The organism is Pseudomonas sp. App30 (assembly GCF_047947025.1).
Taxonomy (GTDB): Bacteria; Pseudomonadota; Gammaproteobacteria; order Pseudomonadales; family Pseudomonadaceae; genus Aquipseudomonas.
Genome location: NZ_CP133165.1, coordinates 3595825 through 3619186 on the forward strand (window position 1 = coordinate 3595825; position 23362 = coordinate 3619186).

A 23362-nucleotide genomic window follows, 5' to 3' on the forward strand; every position below is an offset into this window, starting at 1 on the left:
CACCGGAGAACAAGAAAATGCTGACGATTTATTCGGACGACCACCACCTGCACCACGGCCGCTGCGAGCTGATCGACGGGCAACTGATGCCCTGCTTCGAGATGCCCTCGCGCGCCGACCATGTGCTGCAGCGGGTCAAGGACCGTGAGCTGGGCCCGGTGCAGGCACCCAAGGACTTTGGCCGCGCACCCATCGAGCGCATTCACGACAAGGGCTACCTGGACTTCTTCCAGGGTGCCTGGCAGCGCTGGACCGAGATGGGCCGCGAGGACGACATCATGCCGTTCACCTGGCCGGCCCGTACCCTGCGCGCCATCAAGCCCACCACCCTGCTGGGCGAGCTGGGCTACTACTCCTTCGACGGCGGCGCGCCGATCACCGCCGGCACCTGGCAAGCCGCCTACAGCGCCGCCCAGGTCGCCCTGACCGCCCAGGCCGCCATGCAGGCCGGCGCCTACAGCGCCTTCGCCCTGTGCCGGCCACCGGGGCACCACGCTGCCAGCGACGTGATGGGCGGCTACTGCTACCTGAACAACGCCGCCATCGCCGCCCAGGCCTTCCTCGACCAGGGCCACCAGCGCGTGGCGATCCTCGACGTCGACTACCACCACGGCAACGGCACCCAGGCCATTTTCTACCCGCGCAGCGACGTGTTCTTCGCCTCGATCCACGGCCACCCGGAGTTCGAATTCCCGTTCTTCCTGGGTTATGCCGATGAAGTGGGCGAAGGCGCCGGCGAAGGGTTCAACGTCAACTACCCGTTGCCCGCTGGCAGCGCCTGGGACGTATGGGGCGCGGCCCTGGATGCCTCCTGCCAGCGCATCGACGACTACGCGCCGGACGTGATCATCGTGTCCCTGGGCGTGGACACCTTCAAGGATGACCCTATTTCGCAGTTCAAACTGGACAGCCCCGACTACCTGAACATGGGCAAGCGCATCGCCGCCCTGGGCAAGCCGACGCTGTTCGTGATGGAAGGCGGCTATGCCGTGGAAGAGATCGGCATCAACGCCGTGAACGTGCTGGAAGGTTTCGAACGCGCCCTCAAGGAACGCCAACATGCATAAGTTCAAGCAAGCCCTGTGCGCCCTGGCCCTGGCCTGTGGTGCAGCCCACGCCGACGAGCCACGCACCCTGAAGGTGTACAACTGGTTCGACTACATCACCCCGCAGACGCTGGTGGACTTCCAGAAGGACGACAACGTCAAGCTGGTGTACGACATCTTCGACACCAACGAGGCCCTGGAAGCCAAGCTGCTGACCGGCAATTCCGGCTACGACGTGGTGGTGCCGTCCAACGTGTTCCTCGCCAAGCAGATCGAGGCCGGGGTGTTCCAGCCGCTGGACCGCAGCAAGCTGACCAACTTCGAGCACCTGGACCCCAAGCTGATGAAGCTGCTGGAGCTCAATGACCCGGGCAACAAGTACGCCGTGCCGTATATGTACGGCACCATCCTGATCGGCTTCAACCCTGCCAAGGTCAAGCAGGTGCTGGGCGACAACGCCCCGGTGGACAGCTGGGACCTGCTGTTCAACGAGGACAACATCAAGAAGCTCAAGCAGTGCGGCGTAGCCATGCTCGACTCGCCCTCGGAGATTCTGCCGCTGGCCTTGCAGCACTTGGGCCTGGACCCCAACTCCAGCAACCCGGCCGACTACAAGAAGGCCGAGGCGCTGATGATGAAGATCCGCCCGTACATCACCTATTTCCATTCATCCAAGTACATGGCTGACATCGCCAACGGCGACATCTGCGTGGCCGTGGGCTACTCGGGCAGCTTCTCCCAGGCCGCCAACCGCGCCCGCGATGCCAAGAATGGTGTGGTGGTGGACATGCGCCTGCCCAAGGAAGGCGCGCCGATCTGGTTCGACATGCTGGCCATCCCCAAGGGCGCGGCCAACCCCGAGGATGCGCATAAATTCATCAACTACCTGCTGCAACCCCAGGTGATCGCGCCGATCAGCGACTTCGTCGGCTACCCCAACCCCAACAAGGACGCTACTGCCAAGGTCTCGGAAGCGATCCGCACCAACCCGAACCTGTACCCCACTGACGAGATGATGGCCAAGCTGTATACGCTGAAGCCATTGCCCCACGACGCGGAACGGGCGCGCACACGGGCATGGACCAAGATCAAGTCGGGTACCTGACCCCACCCCCCCGTAGCAGCTGCCGCAGGCGGCGTCCGGCCTTGACGCGCAATAACTGCCAATACCGCGGCGCCTGGGACGCGGCCCAGGGCCGCTGCTACGGGGCCCAGGCTTGGCGTAAACGGGATAGGGCGGTCACGGTGGCCGCCTCATCCACCGCCGCAAACCCCAGCACCAGCCCCGCCCGGTTATCCACCGGCCCGTTCGAATCTTCCAGCCAGTAATGGCTCAGGGCGTTCACCTCCACCCCCACCGCTTCCGCTTGCGCCACCAACTCCTGCTCCCGCGCCAGCGTATCCACCGGAATGGTCAGGTGCAGGCCAGCGGAGACGCTCGGCAGCGGGCCGATTCCGGGGATATCCACAGGCCAGTTGTTCAGCAATGCGTCCCTGCGCGCCAGCGCGGCACGGCGCATGCGGCGGATGTGGCGCTGGAAGTGGCCGTCGGCGATGAAGCGGGCCATGACCCGCTGGGTGCCGATTTCCGAGTGCCGCAGCGTTACCCCGCGCTTGCGCGAGAACGCATTCACCAGCGCTGGCGGCACCACCAGGTAACCCAAGCGCAGCGCCGGGAAGGCGACTTTGCCAAAGGTGCCCACGTAGAGCACGCGGCCACTGCGGTCCAGCGCTGCCAAGGGCGCCAGGGGGGCGCCGCTGTAGCGGTACTCGCCGTCGTAGTCGTCCTCGACGATCCAGCCCTGGGTGCGTTCGGCCCACTCCAGCAGGGCCAGGCGCCGCGCCAGGCTGAGGGTTACTCCCGTGGGATATTGGTGCGCGGGGGTGACATAGGCCATGCGGCAACCCTCGATGCCATCCAGTGCCGAGCACACCAGGCCCTCCTGATCCACCGCCACGCCGGCCAGCCTGGCACCGGCATTGGCGAAGGCATGCCCGGCGGCCCGGTAGCCTGGATTTTCGATGGCAACGGTGTCGCCAGCGTCCACCAGCAACTGTGCACAAAGTGCTATGGCCTCCTGCGCACCGGTGGTGATCAGAATTTGTTCAGCGCCGCAGTTCAGGCCGCGAGAACTGCGCAGGTAGGCGGCTATCAGCCCGCGCAGCGTGAGGTCACCGGCCGGATCACCGTAGCCCAGCAACTCGGGGTCGGGTGCACGCCAGAAAGCCGCGTAAAGCTTGGCCCACGTGGCAAACGGGAACAGGTCGAACGCTGGTACGCCTACCCGAAACGCCCGTGGCGGCCCGCTGCGCAGGGGCGACAAGTGGTGTTCATCCAACAGCTTTAAGGCCTCACTGTGGATAACTTTACTGGATGAAAAGCCAGTATTTTCAGGCGAATTTGTGGATAACCCTGTGGATATACCCCGGTATAACCCTGTGGACAGTTTTGTGGATAGTTTTTCTGGCGGATGCTCCAACACCGCCACGTAGGTGCCGTCCCCTACCCTGCCCTCCAGGTAGCCTTCGGCGTACAACTGGTCGTAGGCACGCACCACGGTGTTGCGCGACACCCCCAGGGCGTTGGCCAGGTCGCGGGTAGCAGGCATGCGCGTGCCGCTGGCCAGGCGGCCATCCAGCACCCGTTCGCGCAGGGCCTGGTACAGCCCGCGGCTGAGGCCACGGGCCGCGTCCAGATGGATGCCGGCCGGGTCGAAGGGCAACGCTGGCGAGGTGATTGGCACGCTAATGGTCCTATGAAAATGACAGGTAATGGATCTTACAAAGGTCCAATCCACTGCCTAGGATAGGCACACACGCCGAGGATTTTCGAGCCATGTATCTACCCGCCGCTTTCCACGACCAGGACATCGAACGTCTGCAGCAGCAGATGCAAGACTGCCGCCTGGCGATTGTTGTCACCCACGGCGACAGCGGCCTGCAGGCCAGCCACGTGCCGTTGCTGCTGGACCGTGCCGCCGGCCCTTTCGGCACCCTGCGCGGCCACCTGGCCCGGGCCAACCCGCAATGGCAGGACCTGGCCAATGGCAGCGAAGCGCTGGTGATATTCAGCGGTGCCGACGCCTATGTCAGCCCGAACTTCTACCCCAGCAAGGCCGAGCACGGCAAAGCGGTACCGACCTGGAATTTCCTGGCGGTGCATGCCACTGGCACGGCCGAGGTGTTCAGCGACGCCGAGCGCCTAAGGGCGCTGGTCAGCCAGCTCACTGACCGCCACGAGGCGGGCCAGGCCAAGCCCTGGGCCGTGAATGACGCCCCCGCCGACTACTTGCAAAGCATGCTCAAGGCCATCGTCGGCTTCGAGCTGCCCATCAGCCGCCTGGAAGGCAAGCGCAAGCTCAGCCAGAACCGCAGCGCCGAGGACATCGCCGGCGTGCGCCAGGGCCTCGCGGCCAGCATCGATCCCCTGGACAACGCCGTTGCCCAGCTCATGAGTGAATAAGGAGCCACCATGTCATCCGTTGAAATTCGCCCGGTCACCGTAGCTGACAAGGAACACTGGTTGCCCCTGTGGCAAGGCTACCTGCGTTTCTATGCAACCGAGCTGGCGCAGCAGGTCACCGACAGCACCTGGCAACGTCTGCTGGACCCCACCGAAACCACCAACGCCGCGCTGGCGTGGAAGGACGGGCGCGCCATCGGCATGGTCAACTTCATCTACCATCGTTCCAACTGGTCGATCGAGAACTCCTGCTATCTGCAGGACCTGTTCGTCAGTGAACACGCGCGCGGGCTGGGCGTTGGGCGCAAGCTGATCGAGCATGTGTACGGCACCGCGGCCGCCGCAGGCTGCGTCAAGGTCCACTGGCTGACCCACGAGACCAACGCCACCGCCATCCAGCTGTACGAACGCATCGCCGAACGCCCCGGCTTCATACAATTTCGCAAAGCACTGTAGGAATTGACCATGTCCAACCCCGTTGTCGACTGGCAACCCGCCGTCGAACCCAGTGGCTCCACCTTGCAAGGTCGCTTCGTGCGCCTGGAAAAACTCGACGTCGGCCACCACGGCGACCAGCTGTGGGCTGCGCTGCAGGGCCCCGACCCGAAACTCTGGGACTACCTGCCCTACGGCCCCTTCACCGAGCGCGGGCTGTTCGATGCCTGGCTCAAGGGCCAGGCGGCCAGCAGCGATCCGTTGTTCTACACGGTTATCGACAGCACCACCGGCAAGGCCGAGGGCATCCTCAGCCTGATGTCCATCGTGCCGGAGCATGGCCGTATCGAGATCGGCCACGTGGCCTTCGGCGCCCCCATGCAGCGCACACCGAAAAGCACCGAGGCCGTGTACCTGCTGGCAAAGCTGGCGTTCGCCCTCGGCAACCGCCGCCTGGAGTGGAAGTGCAACAATGCCAATGCCCGCTCCAAGCAGGCCGCCGAGCGCCTGGGCTTCACCTTCGAAGGGGTGTTCTGGCAGCACATGATCGTCAAGGGCTGCAACCGCGACACCGCCTGGTATTCGATTACCGACGGCCAGTGGCCGGCGGTGCATGCGGCGTTCGATGCCTGGCTGGCGGATGCCAACCAGGGTGCCAATGGCCAGCTCAAAAGCTTGAGCGAACTGCGAACGGCCCGCCGTTAAATTATTTCAATTTGTACGGTTAAATATAGCTGTAAACACACATCGCTATATAGGACGGCCTCCCAATTACAAAAAGGCCGTCCGTCATGCTTCCGTCCCCGTCCCGCCTAGCCTGCGCCCTGTCCATCCTCAGCCTGGGGATAACTCAAGCCAACGCCACGGTCATCAGCACGCCCACCACTGATTCGCAGACGCTGACCGGGGAAAAGACCCTGACCGTGACCAGTACCGGCAGCATCACCACCAGCGGCAAGGCGCTGAGCCTCAAGGATCCCACCACGGGCGCTGGCGTGGTTGTGGATAACGCCGGCAGTATCATATCCACAGGTGGCCGCGCCATCGACAGCAGCGGCAGCGAGACTGCGGGGCGCATCTACAGCTTCATCAACCGCGCCGGCGGCTTGATCCAGGGCTACGACGACGCACTGCGCATCAACAGCAACTTTCCCACAGGCAGCGTATTGATCGATAACAGCGGCACTATCCGCTCCAGCACCGGCCAGGGGATAGACCTGGACAGCCTGCGCAGCGCCGGTACCACCACGACCATCATCAACCGCGAAGGCGGCCTGATTCGCGGTGACGCCAGCGACGGCATGAAGACCGGCGGCAATGCGACGATCATCAACTACGGAGAGATATCCACAGGCGATTCGCTCACTGATGCGCAGAAATACGATGGTGTGGACGTCGATTCGGCCACCGGCGTGACTGTGTATAACTACGGCACTATCAGCGGTGGCCGACATGGCATTACCACTGACCTGGGGGCCACGCTCTACAACCACGGCGAACTCACGGGCCGTAATGGTTCAGGCTTCGGCTCGGACGGCGACGGCACTGTGTATAACTTTGGCACCATCACCGGTGCGTACGCGGGCCTGAAAGCCAACGGCGATGGCGACGGTGTGGATATCGATGGCATTGGCCATGTGGAAAACCACGGCACCATCCAGGGCACGGGGGCCGGGGGTGTGGATAAGAATGGCTTCGCTAACGGCAGCGAGGGCATTGCCATGGGTGGCGGCTATATCTACAACGCCAGCGGCGCGCTGATCAGCGGCGCCAATAACGGCATTCTGGTGGATGACGGCAGCGGTGGATCCGGCGTGGGGGCCCTGACCCTGATCAACCAGGGCACCATCCAGGGCCTGGACGGCTTCGGCATCCAGTTGGTGGGCGAATTCGACGACAAGGTCACCAACGCCGGCCTGATCAGCGGCAGCAACGGCCTGGCCCTGGACCTTGGCGGCGGCAATGACACCCTCACCCTGCTCAGCGGCAGCCGCTTCGAGGGCCTGGTGGACGGTGGCAGCGGCTACGACCGGCTGGTGATGGACGATGCCAGCGGCGGCAGCTTCGGCGCCAGCCGCAATTTCGAATGGCTGCAGGTGAACCAGGGCACCTGGACCCTGACCGGCACCGGCGATTTCAGCGACGGCGGCGAGATATCCACAGGCGCCACGCTGATCAACCAGGGCAGCATCGCCGGCACCCTGACCGTGGACAACGGCGGCACCTATGCCGGCGGCGGCAGCGTCGGCAACCTGCTGGTGAACGGCACCCTGCTGACCAGCACCGCCTTGGGCACCGCCAATGTCACCGGCAACCTGGCCTTCGGCAGCGGCGCTACCCTGGCCTATGGTGTGAACGCCGACGGCAGCAGCGCCCCCGTACAGGTGGGCGGCACCGCCACGCTCACCGGCGCCACGCTTGAAGTGGTGCCCAGCACTGGCGACTACCCCTGGAAAAGCCACTACACGGTGCTTGAGGCCGGCACCATCGAAGGCACCTTCGCCAAGGTCACCAGTGACTACGCGTTCCTGACCCCAACCCTGAGCTATACCGCCACCCAGGTCGGGCTGGACTACAACCGCAATGACATCGCCTTCAGCGATTACGCCACCACGGGCAACGGCGCCAGCGCCGCACGCAGCCTGGGTGGGCTGGACCAGAACAGCACGCTGTACAACGCACTGCTCAACACCTCTACCCGTACGGCCTCCGCCGCCATCGAGCAACTGGCGGGCGGCAGCAACGCCAGCCTGGCCGCAGCCACCCTGAGCGGCAGCGCCCAGGTGGGCAGCACCATGCTCGCGGCCATGCAGCAGATGGGCGGCACCGCCGGCCTGCTGGTGGGCCAGAACGACCAGGACACGCCGGCCCTGGCCGCCAACGGCGTACCGGACAGCGCCCGCAACCTCAACGACCCCAACGCCCAGGGCCGCCTGTGGCTGCAAGGGTTGGGCAGCTACGGCAAGCTGGACGGCAAGGACGGCGCCAGCGCCCTCACCCAGCGCACCAAGGGCAGCGTGATCGGCGCCGACTGGGCTGCCACCCCGGCCTGGCGCCTGGGTGTGCTGGGCGGCTACTCGAAGACTGACCTGGACACCAGCGGCGTCGAGGGTTCGGTGGACAGCTGGCACCTGGGTGCCTACGCCCTGCGCCAGGACGGGCCGCTGGCGCTGCGCCTGGGCGCCGCCTACAGCCACCACGATGGCCGCAGCCGCCGCAGCGTGGCGTTCGATGGCTTTACCGACAGCCCCAAGGGCGACTACAACGCCGACAGCCAGCAGGCCTTCGCCGAATTGGGCTACAGCCTGGGCAGCGGCCGCCTGAGTGCCGAACCCTTCGCCACCCTGGGCTACCAGCGCTACCACCGCGACGCCTATCAGGAGAAAGGCGGCGCCGCGGCGCTGGATGTCAGCGCCCAGACCCAGGACAACGTCAGCAGCACCTTCGGCGTACGCGTGGCGCACCTGGGTACCCTGGCCAACGGCATGAGCATTACCCCGCGGGCCAGCCTGGGCTGGCGCCATACCTATGGGGATGTGGACAGCGAGACGCGCCAGGCCTTCCTGTCCGGCGGCACCGGCTTCAGCGTGCAGGGCACGGCGCTGGACCGCGACAGCCTGCTGGCCGAGGCCGGGCTGGACGTGGGCATTACCGCGCGGCAGACGTTGGGCGTGGCATACAGCGGGGAATATGGCAGCAACAGCCGCAATCACGCCGTCATAGGCCAATGGCAACTGAAATTCTGAACCTGTAGGCGCTGCCGTCAGGCTGCGCTGGTCCTGGCGTACGCTGCGTATCTCCAGCGAGGCATAGGGCCAGCGCAGCCTGCGGCAGCGGCTACAGGGTTGCGTGCAGCAGAATAAAAAAGGGAGGCCGAGGCCTCCCAGAGGTTAAACGTTGATCAACCCACGATCTCGATCAGAATCTCGCCCGGGTTCACCCGGTCGCCCTTGGCGATGTGGATGGCGGTCACCTTGCCGGCGATAGGCGCCTGCACTTCGGTCTCCATCTTCATCGCTTCAGTGATCAGCAACGCCTGGCCGGCCTTGACGGTGTCGCCTTCCTTGACCAGCACATCGACGATGTTGCCCGGCATGGTGGTGCTGACGTGGCCCGGCTCGCTGGCCTGCTTGCGCTTGCCAATGCCGCCGCCGACGAATTCGTTGAGCGGTTCGAACACCACTTCTTCCGGCATGCCGTCGATGGACAGGTAGAAGTGGCGCTTGCCTTCGGCCTTCACGCCCACGCCGGTGATGTCCACCCGGTAGGTTTCGCCGTGCACGTCGATGACGAACTCGGTAGGCACGCCTTCGCCACTCGCCGAAGGCGCCTTGCCCGGCTCTGGAATCGGCAGCAACACTTCAGGAGTGAGCTTGCCGGCAGCGCGTTCCTCGAGGAACTTGCGGCCAATGTCCGGGAACATGGCGTAAGTGAGCACGTCTTCTTCAGAGGTCGCCAGGGTGCCGATTTCGCCGCGCAGGCGCACCATCTCGGGCTTGAGCAGGTCGGCCGGGCGCACGTCGATCACTTCTTCGCTGCCGATGGCCTGGCGGCGCAGCTGCTCGTTGACCTGGCCAGGGGCCTGGCCGTAGCCGCCCTGCAGGTACAGCTTCACCTCGTTGGTGATGGTCTTGTAGCGCTCGCCGGCCAGCACGTTGAAGAACGCCTGGGTGCCAACGATTTGCGAGGTCGGGGTCACCAGCGGCGGGAAGCCCAGGTCTTCGCGAACGCGCGGGATCTCGGCCAGCACTTCGTTCATGCGGTTGAGGGCGCCCTGCTCCTTGAGCTGGTTGGCCAGGTTGGAAATCATCCCGCCCGGCACCTGGTTGACCTGCACCCGGGTATCGACGGCGGTGAATTCGCTTTCAAACTGGTGATATTTCTTACGCACGGCGTAGAAGTACAGGCCGATTTCCTGCAGCAGTTCCAGGCTCAGGCCGGTGTCGAACTCGCTGCCTTTCAGCGCCGCAACCATGGACTCGGTGCCAGGGTGGCTGGTGCCCCAGGCGAAGCTGGAGATGGCGGTGTCGATATGGTCGGCGCCGTTTTCCACTGCTTTCAGCTGGCACATGGCAGCCAGGCCGGCGGTGTCGTGGGAGTGGATGAACACCGGCAGCGACTGCTCGGCCTTCAGCGCGCGCACCAGTTCGCCGGTGGCGTATGGGGTCAGCAGGCCGGCCATGTCCTTGATGGCGATGGAGTCGCAGCCCATGGCTTCCATCTTCTTGGCCTGGGCCACGAACGCGTCGATGGTGTGCACCGGGCTGGTGGTGTAGGCGATAGTGCCCTGGGCGTGCTTGCCCGCAGCCTTCACGGCCTCGATGGCCACGCGCAGGTTACGCACGTCGTTCATGGCGTCGAAGATGCGGAACACGTCGATGCCGTTGACCGCGGCCTTGGCCACGAACGCCCGCACCACGTCGTCGCTGTAGTGGCGGTAGCCCAGCAGGTTCTGGCCGCGCAGGAGCATTTGCAGGCGGGTGTTGGGCAAGGCGGCGCGCAGCTTGCGCAGGCGCTCCCACGGGTCTTCCTTGAGGAAGCGCACGCAGGCATCGAAGGTGGCGCCGCCCCAGACTTCCAGCGACCAGTAGCCGACCTTGTCGAGCTTGTCGCAGATGGGCAGCATGTCTTCAGTGCGCATGCGGGTCGCCAGCAGGGACTGGTGGGCGTCGCGCAGGATTGTGTCGGTAACGAAGATTTTCTTGGACATTATGGGGTTCCTCACAGGCCTGCGTGGGCGGCGATGGCGGCGGCGATGGCCAGGGCCAGCTCTTCGGGTTTGCGCTTGATCGAGTAGTTGGTCAGTTCAGGGTGGGCTTCGACGAAGCTGGTGTTGAACTGGCCGCTACGGAATTCGGGGTTGCGAAGGATTTCCTGGTAGTACGCGGCGGTGGTCTTCACCCCCTGCACACGCATGTCGTCCAGTGCCCGCAGGCCGCGGTCCATGGCTTCTTCCCAGGTCAGGGCCCACACCACCAGTTTCAGGCACATCGAGTCGTAGAACGGCGGGATGGTGTAGCCGGTGTAGATCGCCGTGTCGGTGCGCACGCCCGGGCCGCCGGGGGCGTAGTAGCGGGTGATCTTGCCGAAGCTGGGCAGGAAGTTGTTCTTCGGGTCCTCGGCGTTGATGCGGAACTGCAACGCGAAGCCACGGTGGTGAATGTCTTCCTGTTTCACCGACAACGGCAGGCCGGAGGCCACGCGAATCTGCTCGCGGACGATGTCGATGCCGGTGATTTCCTCGGTGATGGTGTGTTCCACCTGCACCCGGGTGTTCATTTCCATGAAGTACACCTCGCCCTCGGCGAGCAGGAACTCCACGGTGCCGGCGTTCTCGTAGCCCACGGCCTTGGCGGCGCGCACGGCCAGGTCGCCGATGTAGGCGCGCTGCTCGGGGGTGAGCTGCGGGCTGGGGGCGATCTCGATAAGCTTCTGGTTGCGGCGCTGGATCGAGCAGTCGCGCTCGAACAGGTGCACCACGTTGCCGAAGCTGTCACCCAGGATCTGCGCCTCGATGTGCTTGGGATTGACGATGCATTTTTCCAGGAACACTTCCGCCGAGCCGAAGGCCTTGGTGGCTTCGGAAATCACGCGGGGGAAGTTCTGCTCCAGCTCTTCGCGGCTGTTGCAGCGGCGGATACCACGGCCGCCGCCACCGGAAGTGGCCTTGAGCATCACCGGGTAACCGATGCGGTCGCCTTCGGCCAGGGCTTCCTCGATGTCGGCGACGTTGCCCTCGGTGCCCGGGGTGACCGGCACGCCGGCCTTGATCATGCTGCGGCGGGCTTCGGTCTTGTCACCCATGCGGCGGATGACTTCGGCCGAAGGGCCGATGAATTTGACGCCGCGTTCGGCGCAGATGTCGGCCAGCTCGGCGTTTTCCGAGAGGAAACCGTAACCGGGGTGCAGGGCATCGCAGCCGGTTTCCACCGCCAGGTTCACCAGCTTGCGCGGGTTCAGGTAACCGGCCAGCGGCTCGGCGCCAATGCTGTGGGCCTCGTCGGCACGTTTCACGTGCAGGGCGTGGCGATCGGCGTCGGAATAGATCGCGACGGAGCGAATGCCCATCTCGGCGCAGGCACGCACGATTCGTACGGCAATTTCACCACGGTTGGCGATCAGGATCTTTTTTATCACTTGGATGTTCCTCGACCGTTGACTAACAGACCGGCAAAACCGGTCGGCGCATGACCCGGCCCGCTCGGCCAGTCGCACCTTCACAGTAGCGCCGTGTAACAATTAACAAAAATCAATATTTGTTAGGTCAGCCATAAAGGAAGCCTTATAGTCAGGCGACCATGGCGCGGCAACGAGGACTACATCATGCGTAAGTCATTGATGCGTATGACATTACGGCAACTTCAGATCTTCAACGAAGTCTGCGACCTACGGTCTTACAGCCGCGCTGCAGAGGAAATGTCGCTGACCCAGCCCGCGGTCAGCCTGCAAATTCGTCAGCTGGAAGAGCTGGTTGGCCAGCCATTGTTCGAATATGTGGGCAAAAAACTCTATTTGACCGAGGCAGCCGAAGCGCTGCAGCGCGCCAGCCGCGACATCTTCGGGCGCCTGGAAAGCTTCGACATGCAGCTGTCGGACATGCAGGGCTCGCTGCAAGGCCAGCTGAAACTGGCGGTGGAATCCAGCGCCAAGTACTTCGTGCCGCACCTGTTCGCCGCGTTCAAGCGCCAACACCCTGAGGTCAACCTTAGCCTGACCGTGTGCAACCGTGCACAGGCCATCCGTCGCCTGTCGGATAACCGCGACGACCTGATCATCATGTCGATGGTGCCCCAGGACATGGGGCTGGAATTCATGCCGTTCCTCAACAACCCCATCGTCGCCGTGGCGCCGCCGGATCACCCGCTGTGCAAGCTGGAACGCCTGCGCCTGCAGGACCTGGAGCCGCACACGCTGCTGATGCGCGAGCAGGGCTCGGGCACGCGCAAGGCCTGCGAGGAGTATTTCAAGGAGAAGCGCGTGCACTTCACCCAGACCATCGAGGTGGCCAACGCCGACGCCCAGCGCGAAAGCGTCATCGCCGGGCTTGGCCTGGCCCTGTTGACCCGCCATGCGTTGAACATGGAGTTGGCCACGGGGGTGCTCAAGGAACTACCGGTCGAAGAACTGCCGCTTTATCGCAGTTGGTGCATCGTGCAGGCCAAGGCCAAGCGGCTATCGCCGGTGGCACTGGCCTTTCAGGCGTTCATCCGCATGGAACGGGCGCAGATCACCGCCCTGGCTGAACGTTTTTCTGGACGTTTGCCGACGTTGCCTGCCAGTAATTGATAGATTCAAGATCGGGAAAATCAGAGATTTCCTGCAGCAGGCGGCGCTGCTCGGAGTAGCTTTCGATTGCGCGGCGGAATTCCATGCGGCGCTGGTCTTCCTGCTGGCGCTTGGTCTTGTTGGTGCCTTGGTCCTGCGAGCCATCGAAGTAACGAGCCATTGCGTCTCTCCCAGTTCGAGTGCGGGGACTTCAGACTGGGCTTGGGCGGTTACGATTTGTGGGCGCGGGGATGACGGTTCGGTTAAATCGCACCCGTAGCAGCGGCCCCAGGCCGCGTCAAAGGCGCCGCGCAATAGCCGGTCTACATCCTGTGGGAGCTGGCTTGCCAGCGAGCTGTTGGGGCCATAAAAGCTCGCTGGCAAGCCAGCTCCCACAAGACAGCTGCGGATACGGGATATTTCAGTCGTCGAGGGCTTTGACCGACTTGGGCGACAGCCGCAGGCTGCGCAAGCTGCGCTTCACGCTCTTGAGGTGGTTGACCAGGCTCGGGCCGCGCGCCATGGCCACGCCCATGGCCAGCACGTCGATCACCACCAGGTGGGCGATGCGCGAGGTCAGCGGGGTGTAGATCTCAGTGTCTTCGTGCACGTCGATGGCCAGGTTCACCGTGGACAACTCGGCCAACGGCGTCTGGCTGGGGCACAGGGTGATCAGCGTGGCGCCGCTTTCGCGCACCAGGTTGGCAGTAATCAGCAGGTCCTTGGAGCGCCCCGACTGCGAGATGCAGATGGCCACGTCACCGGGCTTCAGGGTCACGGCCGACATGGCCTGCATGTGCGGGTCGGAATAGGCCGCCGCGGTCAGCAGCAGGCGGAAAAACTTGTGCTGGGCATCGGCCGCCACTGCGCCGGACGCGCCAAAGCCGTAGAACTCGACGCGCTGGGCCTGGGCCATGGCGGTCACCGCGCGCTGCAGCGCCTGCGGGTCGAGGTGCTCGCGCACCTCCATCAGGGTGTGCAGGGTGGTGTCGAAGATCTTCAGGCTGTAGTCGGCTACCGAGTCGTCTTCATGAATGGCGAACTGGCCGAAACTGGCGCCGGCGGCCAGGCTCTGCGCCAGCTTGAGCTTGAGGTCCTGGAAGCCCGAGCAGCCGATCGCGCGGCAGAAGCGCACGATGGTCGGCTCGCTGATGCCAACGTTGTGGGCAAGGTCCGCCATGGAGCTGTGCATCACGGCCGCGGGGTCGAGCAGCACGTGGTCGGCGACTTTGAGCTCCGACTTGCGTAACAGGTGGCGAGACTGGGCGATGTGTTGCAACAGGTTCAATGGAGGAGACTCGTTCAGGATCGGAAGACCGATGTAGCTTTCTTGTAGTTATACTACATGACCTGCGACACGCCCAGCTAAACGATAGTCAAGTTCGCGAATGAACCTGGCCAAGCTGCCCGCGATAATCCGGGTCTTGCTCCAGCAACCCGCCAAAAGCCTGGGCTTCCACCGGTTTGCTGATCAGGTAACCCTGGATTTCGTCACATCCATGAGCGTTCAAAAACGAAAGTTGCTCGTGCGTTTCAACACCTTCAGCCACCACTTTCAGTTGCAGGCTGTGGGCCATGGCAATGATGGCGCGGGTGATGGCCGCATCTTCACTACCTTCGGCCAACCCGCGAATGAACGCCTGGTCGATCTTCACGTAATCCACCGGGAAGCGCTTGAGGTAGCTAAGGGAAGAGTAGCCGGTTCCGAAGTCGTCGATGGCTAGTTTTATCCCCAGGGCCTGCAGCTGGTGGAAGGTGGCAATGATGTGCTCGACGCTGTCCAGCAATTGGCTTTCGGTCAGCTCCAACTCGAGGAATTGCGGTGCCAGCCCGGTGTCGCTGAGCACCTGGCGCACCAGGCTGACCAGCTTGCCCTGGCGCAACTGGTGCACGGAGAGGTTCACTGACACGCGAATGGGCGCCAGGCCCTGGCGCTGCCATTCGCAGGCCTGCCAGCAGGCCTGGCGCAGCACCCATTCGCCGATGGGCACGATCAGGCCGGTCTCCTCGGCCAGGCCGATGAAGTCCCCGGGCGGGATCATGCCCATGGCCGGGTGGCGCCAGCGCACCAAGGCTTCGGCGCCATTGAGGCGGCCGGTGGCCAGGCACAGCTTGGGCTGGTAGTAGACCTCCAGCTGCTGCTCGTCGATGGCCTTGCGCAGTTGCTGTTCCAGCTGCAGGCGCTCCAGGGTGCTGGCCTGCAGGCTCTCGGTGTAGAACTGGAAGTTGTTGCCGCCCAGGTGCTTGGCGTGTTGCATGGCCATGATCGCCTGGCCCACCAGCGCCGAGACGTCGCGCGCGTTGTCGGGCAGCAGGCTGATGCCGATGGAAGCGCTGACGACCAATTCCTGGTTCTCGATCATCTGCGGCACGCGCAACTTGGCCAGCAGCCGGCTGGTCACCCGGGCCAGGCTGGACAGGTTGGCGTAGGCGTCGAACAACACAGCGAACTCGTCGCCAGACAGCCGCGCGATGGTGTCGGCCTCGGGCAGGGCACTGCTGATGCGCCGCGCCATCTGCTTGAGCAACTGGTCAGCGGCCTCATGGCCCATGGTCTCGTTGAGCAGCTTGAAGCGGTCCAGGTTGATGTGCAGCAGCGCCAGGCTGCGGCCGCCCTGGCGCACGCGCTGGTTGGCTTCCTGCAGGCGCTCGCGGAACAGCGCGCGGTTGGCAAGGCCGGTCAGCTCGTCGTAATGGGTGAGGAAGCGCATGCGCTCCTCGGACTCGCGCCGGGCGGACAGGTCGGCGCAGAAGGCGATGACATTGCTGATATTACCGCGATGGTCGCGCACCACGCTCAGTTGCAGCCACTGCGGGTACAGCTCGCCGTTCTTGCGCGCTTCCACCAGCTCGCCTTGCCACTGGCCGGCCTGGTGCAGGGCTTCGTCGATCTGCCGATGATGCCGGCGCGCGTCACGGCTGCACGGCAGCTCGACCACATTGCGCCCCAGCACTTCTTCGCGCGAGTAACCGGTGACCTTGATAAAGGCCTCGTTCACCGACAGCACGGCATAGTCGCTGTCGAGAATGATGATGCCTTCGCTGGCCGCCTCGAACACCATCGCCGACAACCGCTGCTGGTCTTCATGGGCCTTGCTGGCGCTGATGTCACGGCGGGTGCCGAGCATGCGCAGGACCTTGCCGGTTTCCCCGCGCTCCACCGCACGCCCGCGGTCTTCGATCCAACGCCAGCGGCCGTCGCTGTGACGCACGCGGTATTCAATGCGGTAATCCTCGGTGCGGCCCTTCATGTGTTCCACCAGGGTGCGCTTGAGGTTTGGCACATCCTCCGGGTGCAGGCGCGGCTTGAGGTGGCGGAGCATGGCGGTGACGTACTCCGGGTCCAGGCCGAACAGCTGCTGCACGTGGGTATGGTGCACTTCGTCGGACTGCAGGTCCCAGTCCCACAGGCCCAGCTCGCTGGCTTCCAGCGCCAGCGCCAGGCGCGCCTCGCTCTTGCTCAGCGCCTGGTTGGCCAGGTCCAGCTCGTGGCTGCGCTGGGCCACCCGGGTTTCCAGCCCGGCCTGGGCTTCGCGCAGCTCGCCTTCGGCACGCCGGCGCTGGTCCACCTCGCGGGCCAGTTCCTGGTTCAGCCGCGCGCTGGCGGCCTGGGCGTGCTGCAGGTTTTCGATCAGGTCCTGGTTCTGGAAGCGGCGAATCAGCCCGCGCTCGATCAGGCGGTTGACCTGCCAGGCCACCACCACCAGCGCCCCCAGCAGGATCAGGCCCAGCCAGCCCCAACCGTGCTGCGCGCCGCTGCCAATCAGGAACAGGCAGCCGATGGGCGGCAACAGGCAGGGCAAGGCGAAGCTGAGGAAGGCCGGCAGGCTGACGGCATACGCCACACTGGCCGACAGCGTGGCCGCCCCCAGCAGCCCGAACACCCAGGCTTGCTGGACGAAGCTGTCGGTGGGCACCAGCAGGATGGCGGCGCCAGCCAGGGTCAGGCCACTGACGAACGAGCCGAACAGGAACATGCGCAGCCACACTGGCTGCGACTGCCGGTCGGGAATGGCCGAATCGAAGGCGGCCACCTGGATGACCCGCATGGCCACCAGCGCGGTCAGCCACACCAGCCACACGCTCACCAGCACATAGTGCTGGGGCTCCCACAGCAGCCAGGCGCAGACCAGGCCGTTGGCGAGCATCAGCAAGGTGGGCAGCAAGGAGCCCTGGTACAGCAGGCGCGTGCGCTCGACCGCCAGTTGCGCGGCGTATTTGCGGCGTATATCCCGTTGCCCCTCCGTGGAAGCAGGACCTGAAGCGAGTGTCATAGGCAATATTCTTATTAATGTGCGGAGCCTGAACGTGCAGCGAGCATACACAAGCCCGCCGCCCCGCCACAGCCCCCGCGCAAACAGATGAAAGAGGTTATTTATCGACCGCTCGAACGCCGGGTTTGCTCCAATCTTGTCCAGCACCCTAAAATGGCCGGATGCGCGATGACCTCTCCCTTCTGCTGAATTCCCTCAACGATGCCCAACGGCAGGCCGTAGCGGCCCCGGTTGGCCGTCAGTTGGTCCTGGCCGGTGCTGGTTCCGGTAAAACCCGAGTGCTGGTGCACCGTATCGCCTGGTTGATCCAGGTCGAACAGGCGTCCCCGCACTCCATCCTGTCGGTGACCTTCACCAACAAGGCCGCAGCCGAGATGCGCCAGCGCATCGAGCAGCTGATGGGCATCAACCCGGCCGGCATGTGGGTAGGCACCTTCCACGGCCTGGCCCACCGCCTGCTGCGGGCCCACTGGCAGGAAGCGAACCTGAACCAGAACTTCCAGATCCTCGACAGCGACGACCAGCAGCGGCTGGTCAAGCGGGTGATCCGCGAGCTGGGCCTGGACGAACAGCGTTGGCCTGCCCGCCAGGCGCAATGGTTCATCAACGGCCAGAAGGACGAGGGACTGCGCCCGCAACACATCCAGGCCAGCGGCGACCTGTTCCTGGGCACCATGAAGTCGATCTACGAGGCTTACGAAGCGGCCTGCGCCCGTGCCGGCGTGATCGACTTCTCCGAGCTGCTGCTGCGCGCCCTGGACCTGTGGCGCGACCACCCCGGCCTGCTGCAGCATTACCAGCGCCGCTTCCGCCACCTGCTGGTGGACGAGTTCCAGGACACCAACGCCGTGCAGTACGCCTGGCTGCGCCTGCTGGCGCAGGGCGGCGACAGCCTGATGGTGGTGGGCGATGACGACCAGTCCATCTATGGCTGGCGTGGCGCGAAAATCGAGAACATTCACCAGTACTCCGCGGACTTCCCCGATGTGGAAACCATCCGCCTGGAGCAGAACTACCGCTCCACCGCCGGCATCCTCAAGGCTGCCAACGCCCTGATCGCCAACAACACCGGGCGCCTGGGCAAGGAGCTGTGGACCGACGGCGGCGACGGCGAACCGCTGAGCCTGTACGCAGCCTTCAACGAACACGACGAAGCGCGCTACGTGGTGGAAACCATCGAAGCAGCGATCAAGACCGGCATGTCGCGCAGCGACATCGCCATCCTGTACCGCTCCAACGCCCAGTCGCGGGTGCTGGAAGAGGCCCTGCTGCGCGAACGCATCCCGTACCGCATCTATGGCGGCCAGCGCTTCTTCGAGCGTGCCGAGATCAAGAACGCCATGGCCTACCTGCGCGTGCTGGAAGGCCGCGGCAACGACGCCGCGCTGGAACGCATCATCAACGTGCCGCCGCGCGGCATCGGCGAGAAGACCGTCGAGGCGATCCGCGACCACGCCCGTCATGCCGAGATTTCCATGTGGGAATCCATGCGCCAGCTGGTGGCCAACAAGGGCCTGACCGGCCGCGCCGGCAATGCCCTGGGCGCGTTCATGGAGCTGATCGAGAATCTGGCCGCCAAGGTCATGGAGATGCCCCTGCACTTGATGACCCAGACCGTCATCGAGCAGTCGGGGCTGATCATCTATCACCAGGAAGAAAAAGGTGAAAAGGGCCAGGCACGGGTAGAAAACCTTGAGGAACTGGTCAGCGCCGCGCGCAACTTCGAGACCGCCCCGGAGGACGAAGAACTGACGCCCCTGGCGGCGTTCCTTGGCCACGCGTCGCTGGAAGCCGGCGACACCCAGGCCGACGAGCATGAAGACAGCGTGCAGTTGATGACCCTGCACAGCGCCAAGGGCCTGGAGTTCCCCCACGTGTTCCTGGTGGGCATGGAAGAAGGCCTGTTCCCGCACAAGATGAGCCTGGAAGAGCCCGGCCGCCTTGAAGAGGAACGCCGCCTGGCCTACGTGGGCATCACCCGCGCCATGCAGCAGCTGGTGATGACCTACGCCGAGACCCGCCGCCTGTACGGCAGCGAGACCTACAATAAGGTCTCGCGTTTCGTGCGCGAAATTCCCGGCGGGCTGATCCAGGAAGTGCGGCTGTCCAACAGCGTCAGCCGCCCGTTCGGCTCGGGCCAGAAGCAGAACTCCAGCAGCCTGTTCGGCGGCGCCAGCATTCCGCAGACCGAATTCACGCTGGGCCAGCGCGTGGCACACTCGGTGTTCGGCGAAGGGGTGATCCTCAACTTCGAGGGCTCCGGCGCCCAGGCCCGGGTGCAGGTCAACTTTGCCGAAGGCAGCAAGTGGCTGATGCTCGGCTACGCCAAGCTCGAAGCGCTGTGATTTTTGTGGGAGCTGGCTTGCCAGCGAGTTGTTGAGGCCAAACAGCTCGCTGGCAAGCCAGCTCCCACAGGCTTCCATTTCCCCCTGTAAAAGCTCGAAACACTATGTCACTGGCCATGGCCTGCCCATCTGTGCAACATGGCCTCAGTGCAATCCACAACGGGAATTCCCTTATGCAACGTTTTCTGAGCATCGCCCTGGCGCTGTGCATCGGCCTGACGATGAGTATCGACGCTCACGCCAAGCGCTTTGGCGGCGGCAAGTCGTTCGGCAATGCGCCGACGCACCAGTCGGTCACCCCTTCTTCCTCCGGCGCTGCCGGTGCTGGCGCCGCCGGCATGGCCGGGCGTGCAGCCCCTGCCGCCGGTGGCGCTTCGAAATGGCTGGGCCCACTGGCCGGCATCGCCGCCGGTGGCCTGCTGGCCTCCATGTTCATGGGTGGCGGCTTCCAGGGCATGCAGATCTTCGACATCCTGATCATGGCGGTTATCGCCTTCGTGATCTTCCGCTTCATCGCCGCCCGTCGGCGCAAGCAGCAGGAGCACCTGGCTCCGGCTGGCGCACCGTTCCAGCGTGAAGCCTTCGAGCAGCCTGCCCAGCCGATCTTCGGCAGCTCGGGTGGCCAGCCGGTTCGCCCGGTCATCCACGCCCCGGCCTGGTTCAACGAGCAGAGCTTCCTGAACGCCGCCCGCAGCCACTTCGAAGCGCTGCAGCAGCACTGGGACGCCAACGAGATGGACAAGATCGCCGAGTTCGTCACCCCGCAGATGCTGCAGTTCCTGCGTCAGGAACGCGCCAGCCTGGGCGACGGCTTCCAGTCCACCATCATCGACAACCTGCAGGTGCAGCTCGATGGCGTGGACGACCGCGCCGACAAGACCATCGCCACCCTGACCTTCAGCGGCGTGTCCAAGACCTCGCGCTTTGACCAGGGCGAAGTGTTCAGCGAAAGCTGGAACATGGAACGTCCGCAGGGCGACAACCAGCCTTGGCTGATTGCCGGGATTCGCCAGAACGGCTGATCCACCGGTATTGCACGCCCGAACCCCGGCCCAGGCCGGGGTTTTTCATTTTTAACATTGCGAAAATATCCAGCTAATGTATAAACCGCACCGCGCAATTCGTTGAGAGGAAATACATCGTGGAAGAAGTGATCGAACAACTCCGGGAAGCCAATGAACCGGTACCCGTTCCACTCGAGTTGCCCGATGAGGACCAACTGGTCGAGGTTGAAGAGCAGCTGTTCATCAACATCCCGTTCGTCTTCAAGGAATTCCTGTTGACCGTCAGCGACGTCGTCTACGGCAGCCTCGAGCCCGTGACCGTCACCGACCCGCAGTCCCACACTTACCTGCCGGAAGTGGCGGCCAACGCCTGGGACGCCGGCGTGCCGCGCGACCTGATCCCTATCTGCCAGGACGGTGATGACTACTACTGCGTCGAGGAAGACGGCACCGTGGTGCTGTGGTCCGGCGAAGAAGAGCTGGTCACCGAGGAAAGCTGGGAGTCGGTATGGCACTGGGCGCGGGACGTCTGGCTGGAAAGCTGATCCCCTTGTAGCCGCTGCCGAAGGCTGCGCTGGCCCGGTGCCCCACTGTAGATATCCAGTGTACTCGGAGCCCAGCGCAGCCTGGCGGCAGCAGCTACAGCGCTAGTGGCCGTCGGCGTTGTTGCCCAGGGTATCCAGCAACGCCACCTGCATGCGCGTGTGCACGCGTATGAACCAGCGCCATAGCACCGCCGCCACCGCCGCAGCCACCAGGCCCACCACCACCAGCAGCTCGCTGGTGGGCAGGATGCTGGCCGACAACGCCGCCAGCAGCAGGAAAATCACCAGCAGCGATACCAGCGGGATCACCTCGGCGATCACCCGCCGCACCCGCTCGGTGTGCCTGCCCGCCATCTCCGGCTTCACTCCCATCTCCGCCAGCAACATCGACAGCGCCTTGAGCTTGCGGTACGCCGCAATCAGGAACGCCAGGGACAGCAGCAGCGCCGCGCCCCAGATCAACGCGTTGTGCCAGCGCGCCTCGCTTACCCACGCCTGCAGGTGCACGGAGATAGGCTCGGCGAAATAGGCCGCGCTGAAGAAAATACCCATCACCAGCGCCAGGTTCACCCCCACTTGCAGCAGGATGCGCCGTATCAACGTCGCCAGCAGCGCGCCCTGCCCCTGGGGCTGGATGCTGCGCAGCCATTCGCCATAGAGGCCGAACACCCGCGCCATGCGCACTGGCACCCAGCCGGCGAGTTTCTCCGACAGCGGGTCGGCGGCACGGATCAGGTAAGGCGTGGATAACGTGGTCAGCGCCGAGACGGCCACCGCCACCGGGTAGAGGAAATCGCTGGTCACCTGCAGGGTCATGCCCAGGGCGGCGATGATGAAAGAGAACTCACCAATCTGCGACAGCCCCATGCCTACCCGCAACGAGGTGCGGCCGTCGTTGCCGGCGATGAAGGCGCCCAGGCCGCAGGAAATCATCTTGCCCAGCACCACGGCGATGGTGATGACAGCGATCGGCCAGGCGTACTGCACCAGGATGGCGGGGTCGATCATCAGGCCGATGGCGACGAAGAAGATAGCGCTGAACATGTCGCGGATCGGCTCTATCAGACGCTCGATCTTCACCAGCTGCCGGGACTCGGCCATGATCGCACCGATCAGGAAGGCGCCCAGCACCATGCTGTATTCCAGCTTCACCACCAGCAGGCAGAAGCCGAAGCACAGCCCCAGGACCGTCACCAGCAGCATCTCGTTGCTCTCGAACTTCGCCACGTAGGCCAGCAGCCGGGGCACCAGCAGGATGCCCACCACCAGCGCCACGATCATGAACAGCGACAGCTTGCCGACCGTGGAGAACACTTCGCCGGAGCTGACCGAACCGCTGACCGCTATGCCCGACAGCAGCGCGATGATGCCGATGCCCAGGATATCCTCGACGATGAGCACGCCGAAGATCAGCTGCGCGAAGCGCTGGTTCTTCATCTTCAGGTCGTTGAGCGCCTTGACGATGATGGTGGTGGACGAAATCGCCAGGATGGCACCCAGGAACAGCGAGTCCATGGCGCTCCAACCAAACCAGCGGCCAATCTCGTAGCCGATCCAGATCATCAGCACGATTTCCAAAAAGGCGGCGATGAACGCGGTGGCTCCGACCTTGAACAACTTGCGCAGGCTGAACTCCAGGCCCAGGCAAAACATCAGGAAGATGACCCCCAACTCGGCCAGGGTCTTGATGGTGTCTTCGTCGTGGATTAACCCGAACGGCGGGGTGTGGGGGCCGATGACGAAGCCGGCGACGATGTAGCCCAGCACTACCGGTTGGCGCAGCCGGTGGAAAATTACCGTGACCACGCCGGCAATCAGCATGATCACGGCCAGATCCTGGATGAAACTGATGGCATGCATGCGCCCGGCTCCTTTTCACGGTGTAACATCTCAAGTCTGAGGTTAACATCGCGAAACCTGCGGAAATGCCGGTGCAACAAGTGGAAACAGATCCGTTCGCCTGGCAGCCTCCAGGCCACGCGGGC

17 protein-coding genes are annotated in these 23362 nt (G+C 64.2%); 10 read left to right on the forward strand and 7 right to left on the reverse strand.

Annotated elements, in window-relative coordinates; translation table 11 throughout:
- Positions 1–17: 17 nt before the first annotated feature.
- Both RAM80_RS16780 and RAM80_RS16785 read left to right on the forward strand, forming a co-directional pair.
- Positions 18–1067 carry a histone deacetylase family protein gene (locus tag RAM80_RS16780; RefSeq protein WP_416421613.1) on the forward strand — a complete coding sequence of 350 codons (1050 nt, stop codon included), beginning with the start codon at positions 18–20 and terminating at the stop codon, positions 1065–1067.
- Entirely contained in the window at positions 1060–2151 is a 1092-nt protein-coding gene (locus RAM80_RS16785; RefSeq protein ID WP_416421614.1) for a polyamine ABC transporter substrate-binding protein, read from the forward strand. The genes RAM80_RS16780 and RAM80_RS16785 overlap by 8 nt, the downstream gene beginning before the upstream one ends.
- A gap of 97 nt (positions 2152–2248) precedes the next feature.
- Here RAM80_RS16785 and RAM80_RS16790 read toward each other — a convergent pair whose 3' ends face one another.
- The gene (locus tag RAM80_RS16790; protein WP_416427504.1) at positions 2249–3784 is read right to left on the reverse strand and encodes a PLP-dependent aminotransferase family protein; all 1536 of its coding nucleotides are present in this window, start codon (positions 3782–3784) and stop codon (positions 2249–2251) included.
- A gap of 98 nt (positions 3785–3882) precedes the next feature.
- Here RAM80_RS16790 and RAM80_RS16795 point away from each other — a divergent pair, with 98 nt between their 5' ends.
- The 4 genes from RAM80_RS16795 to RAM80_RS16810 all read left to right on the forward strand — a co-directional run bounded on the left by RAM80_RS16795 (position 3883) and on the right by RAM80_RS16810 (position 8690).
- Positions 3883–4509 (forward strand): FMN-binding negative transcriptional regulator, encoded by a 627-nt coding sequence (locus RAM80_RS16795; RefSeq protein WP_416421615.1) that lies wholly within the window; start codon positions 3883–3885, stop codon positions 4507–4509.
- A gap of 9 nt (positions 4510–4518) precedes the next feature.
- The gene (locus RAM80_RS16800) at positions 4519–4965 is read left to right on the forward strand and encodes a GNAT family N-acetyltransferase (protein ID WP_416421616.1); all 447 of its coding nucleotides are present in this window, start codon (positions 4519–4521) and stop codon (positions 4963–4965) included.
- 9 nt (positions 4966–4974) lie between these two features.
- A complete protein-coding gene (locus tag RAM80_RS16805; protein WP_416421617.1) occupies positions 4975–5649 on the forward strand; it encodes a GNAT family N-acetyltransferase in 675 nt (224 codons plus the stop codon).
- An 86-nt stretch (positions 5650–5735) separates the two neighbouring features.
- On the forward strand, positions 5736–8690 hold the full coding sequence (locus RAM80_RS16810) for an autotransporter outer membrane beta-barrel domain-containing protein (protein WP_416421618.1): 2955 nt from the start codon (positions 5736–5738) through the stop codon (positions 8688–8690).
- Positions 8691–8845: 155 nt separating this feature from the next.
- Here the strand turns inward: RAM80_RS16810 and oadA are convergent, their stop codons facing one another.
- Both oadA and RAM80_RS16820 read right to left on the reverse strand, forming a co-directional pair.
- Positions 8846–10654 (reverse strand): sodium-extruding oxaloacetate decarboxylase subunit alpha, encoded by a 1809-nt coding sequence (oadA, locus tag RAM80_RS16815; RefSeq protein ID WP_416421619.1) that lies wholly within the window; start codon positions 10652–10654, stop codon positions 8846–8848.
- A gap of 11 nt (positions 10655–10665) precedes the next feature.
- Positions 10666–12081, reverse strand: a complete 1416-nt coding sequence (locus tag RAM80_RS16820) for an acetyl-CoA carboxylase biotin carboxylase subunit (protein ID WP_416421620.1) — start codon at positions 12079–12081, stop codon at positions 10666–10668.
- A gap of 186 nt (positions 12082–12267) precedes the next feature.
- Between RAM80_RS16820 and RAM80_RS16825 the strand changes: the two genes are divergently transcribed.
- A complete protein-coding gene (locus tag RAM80_RS16825) occupies positions 12268–13230 on the forward strand; it encodes a LysR family transcriptional regulator (protein WP_027980886.1) in 963 nt (320 codons plus the stop codon).
- On the opposite strand, the gene RAM80_RS16830 is transcribed toward RAM80_RS16825, so the two are convergent.
- The 3 genes from RAM80_RS16830 to RAM80_RS16840 form a co-directional block, all read right to left on the reverse strand.
- Positions 13172–13390 (reverse strand): PA3496 family putative envelope integrity protein, encoded by a 219-nt coding sequence (locus RAM80_RS16830; RefSeq protein WP_416421621.1) that lies wholly within the window; start codon positions 13388–13390, stop codon positions 13172–13174. The genes RAM80_RS16825 and RAM80_RS16830 overlap by 59 nt on opposite strands.
- A 240-nt stretch (positions 13391–13630) precedes the next feature.
- Positions 13631–14497, reverse strand: coding sequence for a transcriptional regulator HexR (hexR, locus tag RAM80_RS16835; protein ID WP_416421622.1), 867 nt, complete (start codon positions 14495–14497; stop codon positions 13631–13633).
- Positions 14498–14585: 88 nt separating this feature from the next.
- Complete coding sequence (locus tag RAM80_RS16840; protein WP_416421623.1) at positions 14586–17483, reverse strand: EAL domain-containing protein; 2898 nt, start codon at positions 17481–17483, stop codon at positions 14586–14588.
- A gap of 161 nt (positions 17484–17644) precedes the next feature.
- On the opposite strand from RAM80_RS16840, the gene uvrD reads away from it, so the two are divergent.
- The 3 genes from uvrD (at position 17645) to RAM80_RS16855 (ending at position 21377) form a co-directional block, all read left to right on the forward strand.
- Complete coding sequence (gene uvrD, locus RAM80_RS16845) at positions 17645–19828, forward strand: DNA helicase II (protein WP_416421624.1); 2184 nt, start codon at positions 17645–17647, stop codon at positions 19826–19828.
- Between the two features lie 173 nt (positions 19829–20001).
- Entirely contained in the window at positions 20002–20850 is an 849-nt protein-coding gene (locus tag RAM80_RS16850; protein WP_416421625.1) for a Tim44 domain-containing protein, read from the forward strand.
- 119 nt (positions 20851–20969) lie between these two features.
- Positions 20970–21377 carry an SMI1/KNR4 family protein gene (locus RAM80_RS16855; protein ID WP_416421626.1) on the forward strand — a complete coding sequence of 136 codons (408 nt, stop codon included), beginning with the start codon at positions 20970–20972 and terminating at the stop codon, positions 21375–21377.
- Between the two features lie 102 nt (positions 21378–21479).
- On the opposite strand, the gene RAM80_RS16860 is transcribed toward RAM80_RS16855, so the two are convergent.
- Positions 21480–23237 (reverse strand): cation:proton antiporter, encoded by a 1758-nt coding sequence (locus RAM80_RS16860; RefSeq protein WP_416421627.1) that lies wholly within the window; start codon positions 23235–23237, stop codon positions 21480–21482.
- Positions 23238–23362: the final 125 nt, after the last annotated feature.

Bases quoted from the DNA above. Each gene is read 5' to 3' on its own strand.
- RAM80_RS16780 (WP_416421613.1), top strand. From the start codon at position 18: ATGCTGACGATTTATTCGGACGACCACCACCTGCACCACGGCCGCTGC.
- RAM80_RS16785 (WP_416421614.1), top strand. From the start codon at position 1,060: ATGCATAAGTTCAAGCAAGCCCTGTGCGCCCTGGCCCTGGCCTGTGGT.
- RAM80_RS16795 (WP_416421615.1), top strand. From the start codon at position 3,883: ATGTATCTACCCGCCGCTTTCCACGACCAGGACATCGAACGTCTGCAG.
- RAM80_RS16800 (WP_416421616.1), top strand. From the start codon at position 4,519: ATGTCATCCGTTGAAATTCGCCCGGTCACCGTAGCTGACAAGGAACAC.
- RAM80_RS16805 (WP_416421617.1), top strand. From the start codon at position 4,975: ATGTCCAACCCCGTTGTCGACTGGCAACCCGCCGTCGAACCCAGTGGC.
- RAM80_RS16810 (WP_416421618.1), top strand. From the start codon at position 5,736: ATGCTTCCGTCCCCGTCCCGCCTAGCCTGCGCCCTGTCCATCCTCAGC.
- oadA (WP_416421619.1), bottom strand. From the start codon at position 10,654: ATGTCCAAGAAAATCTTCGTTACCGACACAATCCTGCGCGACGCCCAC.
- RAM80_RS16825 (WP_027980886.1), top strand. From the start codon at position 12,268: ATGCGTAAGTCATTGATGCGTATGACATTACGGCAACTTCAGATCTTC.
- RAM80_RS16830 (WP_416421621.1), bottom strand. From the start codon at position 13,390: ATGGCTCGTTACTTCGATGGCTCGCAGGACCAAGGCACCAACAAGACC.
- RAM80_RS16840 (WP_416421623.1), bottom strand. From the start codon at position 17,483: ATGACACTCGCTTCAGGTCCTGCTTCCACGGAGGGGCAACGGGATATA.
- uvrD (WP_416421624.1), top strand. From the start codon at position 17,645: ATGCGCGATGACCTCTCCCTTCTGCTGAATTCCCTCAACGATGCCCAA.
- RAM80_RS16850 (WP_416421625.1), top strand. From the start codon at position 20,002: ATGCAACGTTTTCTGAGCATCGCCCTGGCGCTGTGCATCGGCCTGACG.
- RAM80_RS16860 (WP_416421627.1), bottom strand. From the start codon at position 23,237: ATGCATGCCATCAGTTTCATCCAGGATCTGGCCGTGATCATGCTGATT.